Annotated in this window: 7 protein-coding genes; 4 read left to right on the top strand and 3 right to left on the bottom strand. The window is 72.7% G+C overall.

Translation table 11 applies throughout. From position 1 onward, the window contains the following. Positions 1-25: 25 nt before the first annotated feature. The 3 genes from AC07OH_RS10920 to alkB all read right to left on the bottom strand — a co-directional run bounded on the left by AC07OH_RS10920 (position 26) and on the right by alkB (position 4355). Positions 26-1708 carry an alpha/beta hydrolase gene (locus AC07OH_RS10920; RefSeq protein WP_495300621.1) on the bottom strand — a complete coding sequence of 561 codons (1683 nt, stop codon included), beginning with the start codon at positions 1706-1708 and terminating at the stop codon, positions 26-28. A 165-nt stretch (positions 1709-1873) separates the two neighbouring features. Further along, on the bottom strand, positions 1874-3691 hold the full coding sequence (locus AC07OH_RS10915) for an ABC transporter ATP-binding protein (protein WP_495300620.1): 1818 nt from the start codon (positions 3689-3691) through the stop codon (positions 1874-1876). Positions 3692-3698: 7 nt separating this feature from the next. Further along, on the bottom strand, positions 3699-4355 hold the full coding sequence (gene alkB, locus AC07OH_RS10910) for a DNA oxidative demethylase AlkB (RefSeq protein WP_495300619.1): 657 nt from the start codon (positions 4353-4355) through the stop codon (positions 3699-3701). Between the two features lie 192 nt (positions 4356-4547). Here alkB and AC07OH_RS10905 point away from each other — a divergent pair, with 192 nt between their 5' ends. From AC07OH_RS10905 to AC07OH_RS10890, 4 genes are all read left to right on the top strand, one after another. Continuing rightward, positions 4548-5216, top strand: coding sequence for an STN domain-containing protein (locus tag AC07OH_RS10905; protein ID WP_495300618.1), 669 nt, complete (start codon positions 4548-4550; stop codon positions 5214-5216). Positions 5217-5223: 7 nt separating this feature from the next. Continuing rightward, the gene (locus AC07OH_RS10900; RefSeq protein ID WP_070061142.1) at positions 5224-5778 is read left to right on the top strand and encodes an RNA polymerase sigma factor; all 555 of its coding nucleotides are present in this window, start codon (positions 5224-5226) and stop codon (positions 5776-5778) included. Further along, positions 5778-6791 carry a FecR family protein gene (locus AC07OH_RS10895; protein WP_495300617.1) on the top strand — a complete coding sequence of 338 codons (1014 nt, stop codon included), beginning with the start codon at positions 5778-5780 and terminating at the stop codon, positions 6789-6791. Before AC07OH_RS10900 ends, AC07OH_RS10895 begins: the two co-directional genes overlap by 1 nt. Positions 6792-6931: 140 nt before the next feature. Further along, on the top strand, positions 6932-19441 hold the full coding sequence (locus AC07OH_RS10890) for a filamentous hemagglutinin family protein (protein ID WP_495300616.1): 12510 nt from the start codon (positions 6932-6934) through the stop codon (positions 19439-19441). Positions 19442-19479 lie beyond the last annotated feature (38 nt).

The raw sequence follows: 19479 nt of genomic DNA, 5'->3' as shown, positions 1-19479 counted from the left end.
CGCCATTGTGGCGGCCACCTGGCGACTAAGGCTGTCGTCCGGGCCCGGTGCCCGGGCGCGACGAAGGCTCCCACACATCGGGCGTGGTGGCGACCAGCGACTTGAAGTCTTTCCACGGCCGCGCGCCCGGCACGGTGCGCCCGCCGACGATCACCACCTTGGCGTAGGCCACCATGCGCTCGCGCAGGTAGCGGCGCTCGGACTCGGGCCAGGTCTCGATGGCGTGCGGGCCGCGCGACAGCACGATCTCCTTCACGCCGCGGATGCGGTTGTAGGCGGCCACGGTGCCTTCGAGCGATTCGGCGCGGTCCCACAGGCCCTTGCCGAAGAAGGCGGCGGGCCAGCGGTCCATGCCCGCGAGCGTGGCGGAGTTCGGATAGAAAAGGATGTGGTGGTCCGCCGCCATGCCGCCCAAAAACAGGTTGCGGTCGGCCAGGTCGGGCGCGTCGGGCAGGTAGCCCGCGCCGCTGGCGAACGACGACAGCAGGATGGCCCCGCGGATGTTGCGCCAGCCGCGCGCCGGCGTGCAGTTGGGCACGGGCATGTCGAAGCTGCAGGCGGCCACGTAGTTGCGCGTCAGGGCCCAGGCGGTCGACATCGAGCCGCGCGAGTAGCCGCCCAGCACCAGCGGAATCTCGCTGGCCTTCTGGCCCGCCAGCAGCCGGCCGCGCGCGGCGTTGCCTTCGAGCAGCTGGCCCGCCGGCGTGAGCAGCCGCAGGCCCTGGCCGTGTTCGAGCTGCGCGAGCACGCGGAACACGTCCTCGCCTTGCTCCAGCGTGTTGGTGTCGCTCACGCCGCCCGACAGGCCTTCGCCGCGCCGGTCGTAGGCCAGCACGTCGAAGCCGGCCTGGTTCAGCGCGTGCAGGTTCTCGCGCCACCAGCGCTGGCCCATGGCCTCGGTGGTGCCGTTGGGGAAAGTCACCGGCTCGGCCTTGCCGCTGGCGCCCTCGATGCGGTAGGCCACCTCGTCCGGGTGCTGGAGGGCCGTGAGCTGCCCGCCGCCACCCGCCGCCATGACGGCCAGGGCGCGCACCTTGCGGCCACGCCCGTCGTCCACGCCCGCGCCTTCGAGGTACCAGCCGCGCAGCCTGATCGGGTCGGTGAGCTTCAGGTCGAGCCGCTCGAAGGTGTCGCGCGGCACGGTGAACTCGACGATGTGGGTGCGCGCGTCGGCCTCGGCAATGCCTTCGCGGTAGGGCGCCTTCGCGAAGAAGGCGGGGCGGCGGATCTGTTTCAGGTCGACGTTCGGGCTGTCGGCATCGATGCGCCCGACCGGATCGACCGCGCCCGTCACGCGCGTGGCGCGGGCCTTGTTGGGCGGCAGCCAGCGCTGCATCTGCGCGTTCACGCGCTCGAAGCAGTCCGGCTCGGCCTTGCAGGTGCGCCAGCGCGCCTTGAGCTGGTCGTCGGTGAACGCGCCCACGTGGTAGTCGCCGCCCGCGTAGTTGGTGGGCACGGGGTAGGCGCTCATGAGCACGGGCACGCACACGCGCGGCCCGCCGGCGTTCACCGCGGTGCCGGCCTGCGGCAGCAGGTAGCCGCCCACCCGCGCGTTGCGGTCGGCGCCGACCCAGGCCGTGCAGTCGGTGGGCGGCGGCTTGCTGGCGGCGGCCTGGCGCTGTTCGGCGGTGGTGCCGGTGGTGCAGGCGGACAGGCCCAGCAGGGCACCGAGCAGGGCGAGCGGAAGGGTGGCGCGGGAAGAACGCATGGGGCGGGAAACGCTCGCGGAATGAAGAACCATGTGATTGGAACGCAGCCGGGGCGCAAAAAAGGGACCGCGCAGGCCAAGCGTGAACAAATGGATGCCGATACTGTTGCAGAAGGCATGCCAGCGCGACGGGTGTGAACGCCGCGTCCTGGCGCAGGAGGGTTCCTACTGCCTGTGACCGGACACGGCCTCCCGAAGCATCGGCTGGCGCGCCATCACCTCGTCGCGCGGGCCGTGGTCGCGCACATGGCCGGCTTCCATGAGGATCACGGTGTCGAAGCGCTCGAGCAGGCTCAGCCGGTGCACCGAGGCGATCACGCAGGCCTGCGGAAACGCCGCCGCGATGCGCCCGAGCACGCGCGCCTCGGTGGCGGCGTCGAGCGCGCTGGTCGGCTCGTCGAGCAGCAGCAGCGAACTGCCTTCGGCGGCGAGCACGCCGCGCGCCAGGCACAGCCGCTGGCGCTGGCCGCCCGACAGGTTGAAACCACGTTCCGAGATCGCGCTGTCCAGGTCGCCGTGCGTGGCCTTCAGCACCTCGTCGAAGGTGCTGGTGTGCAACGCGGCGCGCAGGCGCTCGTCGTCGCAGGGACGCCCGAAGGCCAGGTTCTCGCGCACGCTGGCCTCGAACAGCTCGGTCTCCTGCGGGATCAGCGTGGCGAGCTGGCGCAGCCGGGCCCAGTCGGTCCGCTCGCCGTCGAGCGAGAGCGTGCCGCCGTGCGGTGCATACAGGCCGGCCAGCACGCGCAGCAGCGTGCTCTTGCCGCCGCCGCTGGGGCCCACGAGCGCCACGCGCTGGCCCCGGCGCAGCGAGAGCGCCACGTCGTGCAGGCCGCTGCGCGCGGGCGCCGCCGGGTCGTTGGCGACGGCGCCGCGCGGGGCGTAGCGCCATTGCAGCTGCGCGACCTGCAGCTGCGTCCACGGCGCCTGCGCGTCGATGCGTTCGTGCGCCGGCACTGCTTCGGGCGGCGCCTCGAGCGTGGGGCTCGTCGGTGCGTGCCAGATCGGCTCGGCGCTGCTGTAGTCGGTGTGCATGCGCGCAAAGAAACTGAAGTTGGCCGCCACCGAGGTGACCACCCCCGCCGCCTGCTGCGCGTACTGGTAGATCATGAACACCGCGCCCAGCATCACGGCCTGGCCCGGCGTGCGCGCCTGCCACACATAGATGACGACCAGGCCCCAGGTCAGCGCCAGCCCCATCAGGTCGACCGCGAACCACTTGCCCTCGTTGAGCACCACGGTGCGCTTCAGCGGCAGCGACACGGCCGCCATGCGACGGCGCAGCAACAGGCGCGACGCGCCCTGCAGCCGCAGGCCGATCACGGTGGAGGCGTTGCCCAGGAAGTCGAGCAGCGCGGCCACGTAGCGCCGGTCGGCGTCGTTCTCGGCGCGCGCGAGCTTCATGAGCGCGCGGTCGATGCGCACGATCACCACGCCGATCAGCACATAGCCCGCGAGCGCCGTCACGCCGCTGGTGCGCGACAGGAGCGCCAGCGCCACCAGCGGCCCGACGAAGTTGACGGCGTTGGTGAGCCAGATGAACTGGTTCTGCGCGAAGTCGGCGAGCGCGCGGCTGGCCTGGTGCACGCGGTGCTGCAGCTCGCCCGAGTGGTGACTGTCGTGCCAGGCGAGCGGCGCGGCGGCGATGCGTGCATAGAGCTGGTCGGCCAGCGTCTCGCGCACCTTCAGGCCCACGTTGCGCTCGAGGATGCGCCCCGGCCCGTGCAGCGCCCACGCGCCGACGTACACCCCCGCGAGCGTGGCGATCCAGCGGCCCGCCGCGGGCAGGTCGCCGCGCTGCAGCGCGTTGATGGCCTGGCCCGCGAGATAGGGCAGCGAGAGGCGGATCAGCTGCGAGCTCGCGAGCAGCACGGTGGCGGCCAGCAGCTGTGCACGCGCACCGGCCGCGAAGTGCCACAGCGCGGCGTAGAGCGCACGGATCGCGCGGCCGGGGGATTCGGTGGAGGAGGTCGTCGAACCCGTCATGCGCGCTTCACCCCGCCTTGCGGAAGGTGAGGTTGATGCGTTGCGCGCCGAGCCGTGCCTGCAGCGGATGCGGTGCGTCCTTGAGCGGCAGCACGCCATGAAAGCGCAGCCGGTCCACGCCGCCCCACACCACCACGTCGCCGTGCACCAGCGGAATGCGGGTGGTCTTGTCGGCGCGCGCGAGCCCGCCGAACTGGAACACCGCCGGCATGCCCAGCGACACCGACACGATCGGCGCGCCGTGGTCGCACTCGTCGCGGTCCTGGTGCAGCGAGAGCCGGCTGCCCGGCTGGTAGCGGTTGACCAGGCAGGCGTCGGGCGCAAAGCCGTCGAAGCCGGCCAGCGCCGCCGCGTCGCGCGCGAGCTGCGCAAAGGCCTCGGGCATCGCGGGCCAGGGCGCGCCGCTGTCGGGGTCGACCGCGCTGTAGCGGTAGCCGCGCCGGTCGCTGGTCCAGCCGAGCGCGCCGCAGTTGGTGAGCGCGACCGACATGGTGAAGCCGCCCGGCGTGACCAGGTGACGGAACGGCGCGCGCGCGGACACGTCGGCGATGGCCTCGAGCAGCGCCTCGGCGCGCGGCAATGCAAAGCCTGGCAGCACGAAGGCGGCCGGGCCGATCGGTTCGCGCGCGGCGCGCGGCGGGGCGTCGAAGAGGTCGAACGTCATGGGGGCATTGTCGCCATCGACAGGGGCGGCTCGGACCGGTGTGCGCGCGTGCCATGCATTCAAGCTGTCACAAAGCGTCACTAGCATTCCGAGCACCAAAGCAGTACCCGGCACCGACCCGGCGCCTGCGATTCCTCCTTCGTCACAGGACCCGGCATGTCTCGCGTTGCTCGGTCACGGTGGGTGTGTGTCTTGACCCTGATCCTCGGAATTCTGTCCCTCGCGGCCGTGTCGCATGCCGGCGAACCCGCGCCTTCGCCCGATGCGGCGGGGCGCATCGCCTTCGACCTGCCGGCCCAGCCGCTGGCCACCGCCGTGCAGGTCTACGCGCAGGCGACGGGGCAGTCCGTGTTCTTCGACGGGCAGCTCACCGCCGGCCTCGAATCCGCCGCGTTGTACGGCCTGTTCACCCCGCGCGAAGCGCTGCAGCGCCTGCTCGCCGGCACGCGGCTGGCCGCGCGCCACACCGACGCGCGCACCTTCACGCTGGTCGAGGCCGAGGCGGCGCCGCCCGCGGTTGCGACGACACCGGCCGCACCCGCCGTCCCCGCCATGTCTTCGCGCGACGCGCGCGTGGTGCAGCAGGCGCTGGAGCGCACGCTGTGCCGCTGGCCGCACGCGCGACCGGGCACCTACCGCGCGCTCGTGCAGCTGTGGGTCGGGCCCGGCGGCCATGTGCGGCGCACGCGGCTGCTCAGTTCCACCGGCCTGACGCAGCGCGACGCCGCGCTCGAAGCCGCGATGAACACGCTGGTGCTCGAGCGCCCGCCCGAAGGCGAGGCCGACCAGCCGCTCACGGTGCTGCTGCTGCCGCGCACCGGCGACCGCCCCGACGTCTGCGACGCAGCGGTTTCTCCCTGAGCACGCCGTGGAACAGGACACCCCCGGCTTCCTGCGCAGCCTGCTGACCAGCCGCTACATCGACTTCCGCAACCGGCTGCGCCGTCGCCTGGGCTCGGAAGAGCAGGCCGACGACGTGCTGCACGAGACCTGGCTGCGCGTGCAGCGCATGAGCGACCCCGGCCCGGTGCAAAGTCCCATGGCCTACCTGCTGCGCATCGCGTCGAACGTGGCGGAAGACCGGCGCATCTCCCACGGGCGGCTGCTCGACTTCGTGGAGGTCGAGGAGCTGCTGCATTTCTCGGACGACAGCCACGACCCGGCCCGCGTCTCGGAGGCGCGCAGCGAGGTGCAGGCGCTGGAGCGCGCGCTCGAGGAACTGCCGCGCCGCCGCCGCGACATCTTCATCGCCTCGCGCGTGGACGAGACGCCGCATGCCGACCTGGCCCGGCGCTACGGCGTGTCGGTGCGCATCGTCGAGCGTGAAGTGAAGGCCGCGCTGGTGCATTGCGCCGGCCGTTTGGGGCGCGATGTGATCCAGCGGTTCGGTCCCGGGGCGGGAAAACAGTCTGAGAAGACATGATGGCCGCACCCACCCCGATCCCAGACGCCGACCGCGCCGCCCTGGACGCCCAGGCGCACGACTGGCTCGTGCGTCTGACCTCCGGCCGCGCCACCACCGGCGACGCGCAGGATTTCCGCCGCTGGTGCGCCCGCAGCCCGCAGCACGCGCAGGCGATGGCCGAGGCGACGCGGCTGTGGGACCTGACCCGGCCCGCCGCCGAAGCGGTGGCGCGGCGCATGCCCGCGATGGACACACCGCCGCGCGCGGCCATCGCCATGTCGCGCCCGCCGATGTTCGGCCGCCGCCAGTTCCTCGGCGCCGCGCTCGCGGCCGGTGCCGCCGCCTTCGTGGTGGTGCGCCCGCCCGCCGGCCTGTGGCCCGCGCTGTCCGACATGACGGCCGACTACCGCACCGGCACCGGCGAGCAGCGCCGCGTGGTGCTGGCCGATGCGGCGGCGGTGGTTGAGATGAACACGCAGACCAGCCTCAACCTCGCGCGCGGCGCCGAGGGTGAGCCGCCCGTGCTCGACATGCTCGGCGGCGAGGCGCAGGTGCAGCTCGACGCGGCGCGCCGCGCGCCCTTCACCATGACCGTGGGCGGCGCGCGCCTCGTGGCCGCGTCGGCCAGCCGCTTCAATGTGCGCGCCACCGGCGGCGAGGTGTGCGTGACCTGCTTCGCGGGCTCGGTCGAGCTGCGCGACGGCGAGCGTGTGCTGGTGGCGGGCGAGGCACAGCAGATCCGCTACGGCGGCCGGCGCGAGGCCGAGGTGGCGCGCGCGCCCGACCTCGCGGCGGTGGCCGCCTGGCGCGAGCGCGTGCTGGTGTTCGACGACACGCCGCTGGCGGCCGTGGTCGACGAGATCAATCGCTACCGCCCGGGCCGCCTCATCGTCACGCGCGCCGAGCTTGGCCGCCGCAAGGTGCAGGCGCGGCTGCGGCTGGACGAGCTGCCGCATGTCGAGACGCTGATCGCCGTGAGTTACGGTGCGAAGCTCACGTCGCTGCCTGCAGGCATCGTGCTGCTCGGATAGCCGCGCTGTGTGACGCGGCTGTGAAAAAAACGGCGCGTCGTCCGCGTTCGCAAATTCTCCCGAACTTTCGTGCTGCGCGTGTCGGTCGCATCCGGTGAGCCCGGTCTCTTCTCCAGAACGGTTTTTCTCTGGGGTATGACATGAGCAACAAGACATTCCGCCGCGCGCCGGTCGCGCACGCCGCCGCCCTCGCGCTGGCCATGGCGGGCCTGGCGGGCAATGCACAGGCGCAGCGCGCCTTCAGCGCCGCGTGGATGGCGCAGAAGAACGTGACGCAGGGCACGGCCGCCGCGACGGGCTACCTGCCCAACGGCACGCCGGCCTCGATGCTGACGAACCCGCTGGCGCAGCAGCAGAAGGCCAACGAGCAGCTGCGCCAGTCGCTCGGCAACCTGGGCCTCGCGGCGCAGGCGATTGCCGCGCAGCAGGCCGCACAGGCCGCCGCACGCGCCGCCGCGCTGAACGAACCCTCGGTGCCCGACGGCCTGGCCGACGGCGGCCTGAAGGTCGACACGAACTCGCTCAGCGCCGGCTGGCTCAACGCCCGCGCGCTCAACCGCGATTCGCAGAAGCAGGTCGACGGCCGCACCGTCGTCACCGTGGAGCAGACCGGCGACAAGGCCATCCTCAACTGGGAGACCTTCAACGTCGGGCGCAACACCACGGTCGATTTCAAGCAGCAGGCCGACTGGGCCGTGCTCAACCGCGTGAACGACCCGAAGGCGCGGCCCTCGCAGATCCAGGGGCAGATCAAGGCCGACGGCACGGTGCTCATCGCCAACCGCAACGGCATCGTGTTCAGCGGCACCAGCCAGACCGACACGCGCAACCTCGTGGCCGCCGCCGCCCACATCGGCGACGACCAGTTCAAGGCGCGCGGCATCTACTCGAACGACACCGCACCGAGCTTCACCACGCGCAAGGAAGACCAGGGCAAGGTCGAGGTGCAGGCCGGCGCACGGCTGACCACCAAGGAGCCCGCCTCCGTCACGCAGGGCGGCGGCTACGTGCTGCTGCTGGGCAAGGAAGTGGCCAACGCCGGCGAGATCGCCGCGCGCAAGGGTCAGGCGCAGCTCGCGGCGGGCGACAGCTTCGTGATCCGCAAGGGCATGGGCACCGAGGCCAACGCCTTCTCGACCACGCGCGGCAACGAGATCGCGCCGCAGTTCGTGGCCGACAGCACGGCGGGCACGGTGCGCAACACCGGCCTCATCGTGGCGCGCGAAGGCGACCTCACGCTGGCCGGCCGCGACGTGCGCCAGGACGGCGTGGCGCTGGCCACCTCCACCGTCGCCGTGCGCGGCACGGTGCACCTGCTGAACTCGGCCGCCGACACGCGCGGCAACGTGGCCGTCGGCAACGGCGCGGTCACGGCCGTGCTGGTCGAGGACGACGGCAAGGCCAGCGCGCTCGACAGCCAGCGCGATGCGCTCATCAAGGAATCGGCCGCGCAGGACGCCGCGCGCGCGCTCGTGCCGCCCGCGCTCTTCGAGAACCTCTCGCGGCTGTCGGACCGGCGCGACCAGTCGCGCATCGAGATCGTCTCGGGCGGTGACATCCGCTTCGAGGGCGAGTCGCTCACGCTGGCCACCGGCGGGCAGATCGCGGCCAGCGCCGCGCGCCGCAGCTTCGTGGCCGACAAGGCGCGCCTCGATGTGTCGGGCGCGGTGGGCGTGAACGTGACGATGGAGTCGAACAACGTCAAGGTCAGCGTGCAGGGCAACGAGACGCGCGACGCCCCGCGCAACCGCGAGAGCGGCAAGCTGTTCAACAGCGACGTGTGGATCGACCGGCGCAAGCTGGTGCGCGTGGCGCCCGGTGTGGGCGGCTACGAGGGCGAGCGCTGGTACGCGGCGGGCGGCCTGCTGGAGGTGGGAGGCTACCTGGGCAACCAGGGCCACGGCATCGGCGAATGGGCTGCGCAGGGCGGCACCGTGGTGCTGGGCGGCGCGGAGGTCGTCACGCAGGCGGGTTCGAACGTCAACCTGTCGGGCGGCTCGCTGAACGTGCAGACCGGCTTCCTGAACCAGACCTGGCTCAAGGGCAGCGACGGGCGCCTGTACAGCCTGGACAAGGCCCCGTCGGACATGCTCTTCGACGGTGTCTACAAGGGCTTCGAGGCCGAGCACGTGCGCTGGGGCAAGAAGAACACCGACTACTTCTACAACCCGCTGATCGCGCCGCAACGCTCGCTGGAGAACGGCTACACGGTCGGGCGCGACGCCGGCCGGCTGGTGGTGAGCGCGCCCACGGCGGTGCTCGAAGGCGACATCGTGGCCGAGGTGTTCAACGGTGCGCAGCAGACGCGCGCCCGCGACGCCGCGCTGGACGACGGCTACCGCCAGTCGCAGAGCGCGGTGGCGCGCGGCGGCGTGCTGGCGGTGGGGCGCTACGGCGCGCTGGGCCGCGTCGACCTGTTCGACACCGACGTGCGCTTCGGCGACGTGGCGCCGGTCACGCAGCAGATGGCCGCGGCCGACGCACTGGCCGCCGAGCGCATCGGCACGCTGTGGCTCGACGCGGCGCACCTGAATGCGCAGCACCTGTCGGTGCTCGACATCGGCACGCGCGGCAGCGTCAACGTCGAGAAGGCGCTCACGCTCGCCGACGGCGGGCGCATGAACCTGCTGGGCGCGTTCATCGACATCGGCGCGAACGTCACGGTGCGCAGCGGCACGCTGGAGGCCGGCAACGTCTTCACCTCGCCGGTGTCCGGCGCGGTGACGCAGGCGCTCATGGACGAGGGCGGCTCGCGGGTGCGGGTGCGCGACGGCGTCGTGCTCGACCTGCGCGGGCGCCGCGTCGACGTCGGCACGGCCCCCGAAGACACGGCCCTGCTCGCCGCCATCGACGGCGGCACGGTGCGCCTCGAATCGACGCACGGCGTGACGATCGGGCAGGGCAGCCTGATCGACGTGTCGTCGGGCGCCGCGCTGCTGGCCAAGGGCAAGCCAAGGGGCGGCAAGGGCGGCAACGTGACGCTGGTGGCCGACTCGGCCGCTTCGCCCATCGACGCGCAGGGGCGCCTGTCGCTGGATGGCGAGATCCGCGGCCATGGCGTGAACGGCGGCGGCACGCTGAAGATCGAAACGGGCCATGCGCTGGTGCTCGGCCTCGACCCGGCGCTGTCGGATGCGACGCAGCTCGTGCTCGATGCGTCGCGCCTGCAGTCGGGCTTTTCCACCTATGACCTCAACGGCCACGCGGGCCTCACGGTCGCGCCGGGCGCGCAGCTCGACGTGGCCATGCCGGTCTACCGCATCGCGCCCGGGGCCGGTGCGGACCATGAAGGCGGCATCGCGCTGCAACTCTGGACGCCGCCGCTGCTGCAACAGGACTCGGTGAACCGCCAGGTCGTGCAGCGCCAGGGCGCCGACCTCGTGCTGCGCGCGCAACGCCGTGTCACCGAAGGCGCAGACATCGCCATCGGCGCGGGCGCGGTGGTGACGGTCGATCCGGGCCGCTCGATCCAGTTGCTCGGCGGCGGCAAGAGCAGCGTCGTGGTGGACGGCCGGCTCAACGCCTGGGGCGGGCGCATCGCCATCGGCATCGAGGCGCCGGCTTTCAACTCACCGGTGAGCACCTCGCTGCAGCCGCACAACCGCTCGGTGTGGATCGGCGAGGGCGCGGTGCTCGACGTGGCGGCGCGCGCGCAGACCGGCATCGACGACGACGGCCGCCGCTACGGCAGCGTGCGCAACGGCGGCACCATCTCCATCGGCGGCGCGCTCGACTGGGAGGCCAAGGGCGCAGCCAACGCACCCGACGTGGCGGTCGTGATTCGCCCCGGCGCGCTGCTCGATGCCTCGGGCAGCCATGCGCGCATCGACGTGCCGGCGGCCGGCGGCCTGTGGCGCGAACTCGACGTGGCCAGCGACGGCGGCAGCATCGTGCTCAAGTCGGCGCACAGCCTGTACCTGGACGGCACGCTGCGCGCCCACGCGGGCGGCGCGAATGCGGCGGGCGGCACGCTCGCGGTGGCGCTCGAAGCGCCGGTGTTCTCGAAGATCTACACCGTCGACGACGCCGTGCGGCAGGCGCGCGAGCTGGTGATCTCGCAGGCGCATCGGTCCAGCGGATTGCCGGCCACCCTCAAGCCGGGCCAGGCCGATGCGGCACTGGCCTACGGCAAGGGGCGCCTGAGCGCGGACCAGGTGCGGGACGGCGGCTTCGGCAACCTCTCGCTGCTGGTCAACGGCCTGCTGAGCTTCGACGGCCACGTCGACCTCACGACCGCGCAGAGCCTGCGCCTGTACGCCGGCAGCTTCGCGCTGGCCGACAGCGCGGCGACCGATTCGAACGTGCGGCTCGCCTCGTCCTACCTGCGGCTGGCCGGCGTGACCGGTGTGCCCAAGCAGGACAGCGAGGTGATCTACACCACCACCTGGCGCCACGGCGCATCGACGCGCACGAGCGAGGCCACCTTCACGGCCGAGGCCGACCTGATCGACATCCGCGACCGCGTGGGCTTCGGCGCGCACGGCGAGATCGCCCGGAAGACCGGCCCCGCGCAGGTGGTGGACCGCCGCGGCTTCGACGCCGTGCACATGACCAGCCGCGGCGACCTGCGCCTGCTGGGCGGCAGCCCGTCGCTCGGCCTGCTGGGCGCGACCACGACCGAGCTGGCGACGCTGGGCGACCTCACGCTCACCGCCGCGCAGATCTACCCCGCCACCGGCGCCAACGCGCAGATCCGCGCGGGCTACGACGAGGGCCGCGTGCTGGACATCCGCCGCCAGGTCGAGGGCGACGTGGCCATGCCGCAGTCGGCGTTCGGCACGCTCGCGCTCGGCGGCGGCACGGTGCGCCAGGGCGGCATCGTGCGCGCGCCGCTGGGCAACCTGATCGTGGGGCAGGACGGGCGCAGCACCTTCGAGGCGCGCGCCAGCCTGCTCGAGCTGCTGCCGGGCAGCATCACCTCGGTCAGCGGCGCAGGGCTGTTGATGCCCTACGGCGGAACGACCGACGGCATCGGCTACAGCGTGGCGGGCACGCCCATCGACAAGCGCGGCGTCGGCAGCAGCGGCATCCTGCTCACCGCCGACAGCGTGGTCGGGCACCAGGGCGCGCTGCTCGACCTGTCGGGCGGCGGCGAGCTCACGGGCGCGGGCTTCGTGAGCGGTCGCGGCGGTTCGGTGGACGTGCTGCGCACGCCGCTGGCCAACGCCAACCCGGCCAACACCTTCAGCAAGGCAGGCAACGGCGTGTACGCCATCGTGCCGGGCTTCCAGGGCGGCTACGCGCCGGTGTCTCCCGACGCGGGCGCGGGCGAGCCGGCCGTCGGCCGGCAGGTCACGCTCGAGCACGACGTGGGCGGGCTCAAGGCCGGCACCTACACGCTGCTGCCTTCGACCTACGCGCTGCTGCCCGGCGCCTTCCGCGTGGAAGTGGGCGCGCCGACCGCGCAGCCCGCGGCGCCGCTGCCGGTGGGCTACGGCTCGTACGCGGCGAGCGGCACGTTGGGCGTGGCGAACACGGCGGTGAAGTCGTCGCTGGCCAACCAGCTGGTCCTCACGCCGGCGGCGCTGGTGAAGCAGCACGCCAGCTACAACGAGATGGGCTACGACGCCTTCGTGGCGGCCGATGCGGCACGCCGCGGCGGCGTGCGCGGCGAGATCGCGGCCGATGCCCGCAACCTGCTGCTGGACTACTTCTATTCCAAGCCGAAGGACGGCGTGTCGATGCTGCAGTTCGACGGCCAGGCGCTGTTCAACCCGGCGGCCGGCAGCACGGGCTTCGGCGGCACGCTGTCGGTGAATGGCATCGGCATCGAGGTGACGGCGCCGGGCGCGCAGCGCACGGCCGGGTTCACGGGCGCCTCGCTGCAGGCCGACCAGCTCAACGCCTTCGGCGCCCCCCGGATGATCCTGGGCGGCAGGGTCGACCTGCGCTACGCGGACAACTTCGCGACCTTCAATTCGAACACCGGCCATGTCGTCGTGCGCAGCGGCGCGACCTTGCGCGGCGCGGAAATCTTCCTCGTGGCCGGCGGCTACGGCGACGGCATCCAGGTGGAGCAGGGCGCTTCGCTCAACACGTTGGGCGCCGGCGCGCCGGCCTACGACTCCACCGACGGCGTGGTGTTCTCGGCGGGCCGCACTGCGGTGCTGGGCTTGTCGAACGGCTGGATCAACCTGATGCCTCCCGTGAGCGAGGGCGTGCCCGCCACGGTCCAGATCGGCGAGTGCGCGAGCGGCGCCTGCACCGGCCAGACCACCCTGTACGGCGAGGGCACGCTGGCCGTGGCCACGAACCGCTCGTTCACGATGGCCGACAACGTGCGCTACGGCGCGAAGAACCTGATGCTGGCCGTGTCCTCGGTCAACCTGGGCAGCGACGCGGCGCTGCAGCAGGCCGCGGCCAACGGCCAGCTGCCGTCGGGCCTGTCGATGAACCAGGGCATCCTGGCGAGCCTCCTGGCCGGCAACAAGGGCGAGGGCGTGCCCGCGGTCGAGACGCTGGTGCTGAACGCGCGCGAGTCGGTGAACATCTACGGCGCGGTGTCACTGGACACGCTCGACCCCGTCACCGGCGTGTCGTCGATCGAACGGCTGGTGCTGGGCACGCCTGCGATCTACGGCTACGGCGGCGCGGGCGACACCGCGAAGATCACGACCGGCGAGTTCATCTGGACCGGCCTCACGCCGCGCCCGCCCGGCAGCGATCAGATCTTTCCCGGTGAGAACGCGCCGGGTGGCGCCATCGGCAGCCTGCTGGGCCACGGCACGCTCGACGTGTCGGCCGCGCGCATCGTGCTGGGCCACGCGCCCAGCACGCAACCCGACGCGGGCTTCTCGGCAGACCGCCTGGCGCTGGGCTTCGGCACGGTCAACCTGAACGCGAGCGAGCGCATCACCGCCAACGGCAAGGGCACGCTGGCCGTGTACCACCAGCAGGGCGAGTACGTGACGGGCAAGGGCTACGACTTCACGGGCGGCCAGCTGAACCTGCGCACCCCGCTGCTCACCGGCGAGGCCGGCTCGAACAACCGCATCACGGCGGGCGGCGACATCGTGGTGAGCGCTCCGGCGGGCGCGCAGCCGGCCGGCGATGCGGCGCTGGGCGCGCAGCTGGCGCTCACCGGCCGCAACATCACCATCGACGGCACGGTGGGCCTGCCCTCGGGCAAGCTGCAGCTAACGGCCAGCGGTGACGTGACGCTGGGCGCCGCGTCGCGCATCGACCTCGGGGGTCGCGCCGTGAAGTTCTTCGAGCAGACGCGCTACAGCCGCGGCGGGGACCTGGAGGTGACGAGCACGGCCGGCAACATCGCGCAGGCGGCGGGTTCGGTGATCGACCTGTCGGCCACGCACAACCGCGGCGGCTCGCTGCAGGCGACGGCGCTGGGCGCCGGCGCGGGGCGCATCGACCTGGGCGGACGCCTCCTCGGCACCGCGAGCGGCACGTACGACGCGGGCGGCACGGTGGTGCCCTACGACGCGGCCGAGATCAGCGTGCGCGGCCAGACCGTGGCCGACTTCGCGGGCCTGAATACGCGCCTCAACGAAGGCGGCGTGACGGGCGCGCGCCGCTTCCAGATCAAGCAGGGCGACCTCGCCATCGGCGACGAAGTGAAGGCGCGCGTGGTCGAGGTCACGCTCGACGGCGGCAGCCTCACGGTGAACGGCCGCATCGACGCCAGCGGCTTCCAGGTGGGCGCGATCCGCCTCGCGGCCAAGGGCGACCTCACGGTGAACGGCACGCTCGACGCGCACGCCACCGGCCTGCGCGTGGACAGCTACGGCAAGATCATCGACAGCCCGAACCGCGCCATCGTCGACCTCACGAGCACGCACGGCACGCTGACGCTGGGCGGCGGCGCGGCCATCGACCTGCGCGCGGGCACGGCCGTGGGCGCGGCGCAAGGCAACGACGGCGCATCGCGCGGCACGCTCGCGCTGAACGCGCCGCGGCGCGGCGACAACGACGTGGCGGTGAACGTCGCCGGCACGCCCGCCATCCAGGGCGCGAAGACCATCGCCGTCAACGCCTTCCGCACCTACAGCGACGCACCGCTGGCGGACGCGCCCGACGTGACCGGCCACGTGCCGCAGCTCATCACGCAGAAGTACCTCGACGAGATCGACGGCCACAGCGTCGCCTTCATCGACAAGGCGCTGGCCAACACCTCGCTGTCGGCGCGCCTGGCGGGCCTGGGCAGCTACCACCTGCGCCCGGGCGTGGAGATCGTCAGCAGCACCGGCGAGGGCGACCTGAGCGTGGTCGGCGACATCGACCTCTCGGGCTACCGCTACGGCCCGGGCGCGAACCGCACCGACCCGGCGCGGCGCGGCTTCGGCGAGCCCGGCGTGCTGGTGATCCGCGCGGGCGGCAACCTCAACGTGTACGGCAGCATCAACGACGGCTTCGCGCCGCCGCCGGCCACGCCCGACGACAAGGGCTGGTACCTCACCGAGCAGCGCACGAAGTTCGGCACGCCGTTCACGCCCGACGGCGGCGACATCGTCGTGCCGATCGACGGCGTGGTGCTCGACAAGGGCACCGTGTTCCCGAAGGACGCGCTGCTCAACTACGACGTGCCCGCCGAAGCCATGGTGCTGCCGGCCGGCACGGTGCTGCCCGTGACCGTGACGCTGGGCGCGGCCTACACGCTGCCCGCCGGCACGGTGCTGCGCGCCAACGTCTACAACGCCGACGGCAGCGTGCGCCTGAAGGCCGGCACGGTGCTGGGCGAGGCCATGGTGCTGGACAGCGGCATGAAGCTGGGCGCGGGCACCGCGCTGCGCGCCGAGGCCAGCGTGCAGGCGATGGTGTGGCCCAAGGGCGTGCGCCTGCCGGTCGCGATGAAGGCCGACGGCACCATCGCGCTGGCGCGCGGCGCGGTGATTCCGTCGCTGACCGATGTGCAGCTGCCGAACGACGCGGCCGTCAACCTGCGGCCCGAAGTCGACGGCGTGCAGGGCCGCAACTGGGCCGTGGCACCGATGCTGGGGCAGGGCGCGACGAGCTGGAGCCTGCAGCTCACGGCCGGCGCCGACCTGGACTCGGCCGACCGCCGCGCGGTCGATCCGGCCAAGCACGGCGCGCTCATCCTGGCCGACAGCCACGCGATGTACAACGTCAGGCTCACGCCGGGCGGCAGCGGCTTCGTGTGGGGTCCGAACGGGCCCATGTGGGGCCACGACGAGGGAACGCCGATGGACCCGCTGGATTTCGAGGCAGGCTACTGCGACTGGGGCGGCGAGGGCACCTGCAAGGTCGACCCGGCGCGCCTTTCCTACTTCTGGGGGCCCAACGGCCGCGACTGGGACCCGAGCTTCGTCGAGGGCACGCCGGTGTCCCCGGAATACGTCACGATCTGCGAGTGGGGGCCGGGCGTCTGCACGACGGTCATCAACCCCGTCAAGGACGTCACCAAGTACACGCCGCTGTCGCCGATGTTCAGCGTGCTGCGCACCGGCACCGGCGACCTGGGCCTGGCGGCGGCCGGCAACTTCGTCATGGAGTCGCCGTTCGGCGTCTACACGGCCGGCACGCGCTCGGCGCCGCTGCTCGACGCCAACGGTCTCGACCCCTTCAACCTCGCACGCGGCAAGGCCGTCGGCGGCTCGGTGATCGGCCCGCAGACGGCGGACTACAGCGCTGCGCTCGCGGCCTACCAGGCCTGGTACCCCGAGCAGGGCGGCAACCTCGACATCACGGTGGGCGGCAACGTCGTCGGCGACGTCTGGGGTCATTTCGGGGGCGAGCGCGGACAGGCGCCGAGCGCCGCGGTGGGCAGCTGGCTGTGGCGCCAGGGATCGGGCACGGCCCTGGCCGGCAGCGACCGCATCGCGACGTCGTGGTGGATCAACTTCGGCACCTACGCGCTGCCGGCCGGTGCGCAGTTCAGCACCGACAGCAGCCCCGAGCCCTTCCTGGTGGGCTTCACCGGCATGGGCACGCTGGGCGGCGGCAACCTCACGCTGCGCGCGGGCGGCGACGCGGGCCTCACCACGCGGCTGGGCAACGGCCAGGTCTGGCAGCGCAGCGAGGCCATCGTGGCGGCGGTCGGCAGCACGGGCCGCGTCGACGCGAACGGGCAACTGACGCTCACCGGTGGCGGCGACCTGCAGCTGCGCATCGGCGGCGTGGTCAATCCGAACCTGGCCGCGGCGCAGTACGCCAGCTATGGCACCAATGCGCAGTACCAGGACCTCAACGGCGCCCTGGTCAACCTGCGCGGCGCGGCCACCGTGTCGGCCTCCGCCATCGGCGGCGTCGAGGTGCGCTACCGCAAGTCCCCGTTCTCGCAGCCGGGCCAGGAGGGCGATGCGAAGGACACGCGCCCCATCGACCCCTTCGCCCCGACCATCGGCATCGGCAATGCCGGCATCGTGCTCGTGCCGGGCGATTCGGCGATGTACCTGGACACGCCGGGCGACCTGGTGCTCACGAGCGTGGCCGACGCGGGCCGCGCGCGGGTGCCGAACAGTTCGGCGTTCAGGCTGGGCGGCACCGAGTACGGCATCGGCCAGGGCTGGTTCACGCTGTGGACCGAGCGCACCGCGATCAACCTGTTCAGCGCGGGCGGCAACCTCACGCCCGGCACCGACCTGGCGAACCGGCAGCCCAGCGGCCAGTACCTGGGCAACATCAACATGAGCGACAACGTCACGGTCTACCCGTCGATCCTGCGCGCGACGGCGGCCTCGGGCAGCCTGTACTACGGCTTCTCGGCCACGCCCGCCACGCAGGCGCCCGGCCGCGCACTGGTGCTCGCGCCGTCGCCGTCGGGCGCGCTCGAGTTCCTGGCGGGCAACTCGCTGTTCGGCGGCGGCTATCCGGTGGGGATGTCGGGCGCGGTCACGCCGCTGCCCACGCCCTGGGCACCCGCCTTCGTGGGCTATGACCGCTTCCAGCGGCCGGTGGTCTACAACACCAGCCCGGAGGGCTCGATGGTCGGATCGCCCAGCGTGCCGAACTACGGGGAGGTCGACCGCCATCCGCTGTTCGCCTTCGGGCCGGACACGCTGGGCCCCCGCGCGCTGCACCCGGCCGATGCGCCGCCCTCGCTGTTCTACGCCGTGCGCGGCGACATCCTGGGCCTGGCCAGCGGCACGGCGCGCAAGGTGGATGCCAGCGGCGAACCCGCGCGCGAGACCTGGTACCGCTCGGCCGCGCCGGCGCGCATCCGCGCGGGGCGCGACATCGTCGGCACCGAGGCGCTGATCGTGAACAACGACCCGCGCGACGTGTCGCTGGTGCAGGCCGGGCGCGACATCCTGTACGCGAACCTGCAGGTGGCGGGCCCCGGCACGCTGGAGGTCTCGGCCGGCCGCCACATCACGCAGGACGACCGCGCCAGCGTGGTCAGCCGCGGTGCACTGGCCGAGGGCGACACGCGCCCCGGCGCGAGCATCGCGATGATGGCCGGCATGGGCCCGATGGGCGTGGGCGGGCCGGACTTCTCGGCCATCGCCGATCGCTACCTCGACCCCGCGAAGCGCGCCGAGTCGGGCCCCGGCCAGTCGCTGGCCAGCCAGCCGGGCCGCGTGGTGAAGACCTACGACGCCGAGCTGGCCGCATGGCTCAAGGAACGCTACGGCTTCGTCGCCACCAGCGCCGACGCGAAGGACCCGGGCAGCGCGCTCGCGTACTTCAAGGCGCTGGCGCCCGAGCAGCAGCGCGTGTTCCTGCGCGGCGTGTATTTCGCCGAGCTGCGTGCGGGCGGGCGTGAGTACAACGACGTGGACGGTCCGCGCTACGGCAGCTACCTGCGCGGGCGCGGCATGATCGCCACGCTGTTCCCCGACCTCGATGCGGCAGGGCAGGAGATCGTGCGCACCGGCGACATCATCCTGTACGGCCCCTCGGGCGTGCACACCGATTTCGGCGGCGACATCCAGATGCTCGCGCCGGGCGGGCAGATCGTGGTGGGCGTGCAGGGCGCGGTGCCGCCGGGCAGCGCGGGCGTGATCACGCAGGGCATGGGCCACATCCAGCTGTTCAGCGAAGGCAGCCTGCTGCTGGGCCTGTCGCGCGTGATGACCACCTTCGGCGGCGACGTGCTGGCCTGGTCGGAGCAGGGCGACATCAACGCCGGCCGGGGCTCCAAGACCACGCTGGTCTACACGCCGCCCAAGCGCGTGTACGACAACATCGGCAACGTGAAGCTGTCGTCGCAGGTGCCCAGCTCGGGCGCCGGCCTGGCCACCTTGGCGCCCATCGCCGAAGTGCCGGCGGGCGACATGGACCTGATCGCGCCGCTGGGCACCATCGACGCGGGCGAGGCGGGCATCCGCGTGTCGGGCAACGTGAACCTCGCGGCCCTGCAGGTGGTGAACGCGGCCAACATCCAGGTCAAGGGCGAGTCGGCCGGGCTGCCGGTGGTGGCCTCGGTGAACGTGGGTGCGCTGACCAACGCCAGCGCGGCGGCCTCGCAGGCCGTGGGCGCGGCGCAGGAGGCGATGCAGCGCGAACGCGCTGCGGCGCGCCAGGCGCTGCCGTCGGTGTTCTCGGTGCGCGTGCTGGGCTTCGGCAACGAGCCTGCCGACGGTGCCGCGGCGCCGTCCGATGCGGGCCGCGCCACGGCGCGCCCGGTGGGCTACGACGAGCACAGCCCGGTGCAGGTGCTGGGGCGCGGGCCGCTGGGCGATGCGCAGAAGACCAAGCTCACGGCGCAGGAGCGGCGTTTGCTGGGGCAGTGACGGGGCAGGGCGGCGCACGGCGGTTCATGAAATTTTTG

This window comes from Variovorax sp. GW821-FHT10C12 (assembly GCF_059415405.1).
This window is presented reverse-complemented; position numbering and strand designations above follow the sequence as displayed.

Bases quoted from the DNA above. Each gene is read 5' to 3' on its own strand.
- AC07OH_RS10920 (WP_495300621.1), bottom strand. From the start codon at position 1,708: ATGCGTTCTTCCCGCGCCACCCTTCCGCTCGCCCTGCTCGGTGCCCTG.
- AC07OH_RS10890 (WP_495300616.1), top strand. From the start codon at position 6,932: ATGAGCAACAAGACATTCCGCCGCGCGCCGGTCGCGCACGCCGCCGCC.
- AC07OH_RS10895 (WP_495300617.1), top strand. From the start codon at position 5,778: ATGGCCGCACCCACCCCGATCCCAGACGCCGACCGCGCCGCCCTGGAC.
- alkB (WP_495300619.1), bottom strand. From the start codon at position 4,355: ATGACGTTCGACCTCTTCGACGCCCCGCCGCGCGCCGCGCGCGAACCG.
- AC07OH_RS10915 (WP_495300620.1), bottom strand. From the start codon at position 3,691: ATGACGGGTTCGACGACCTCCTCCACCGAATCCCCCGGCCGCGCGATC.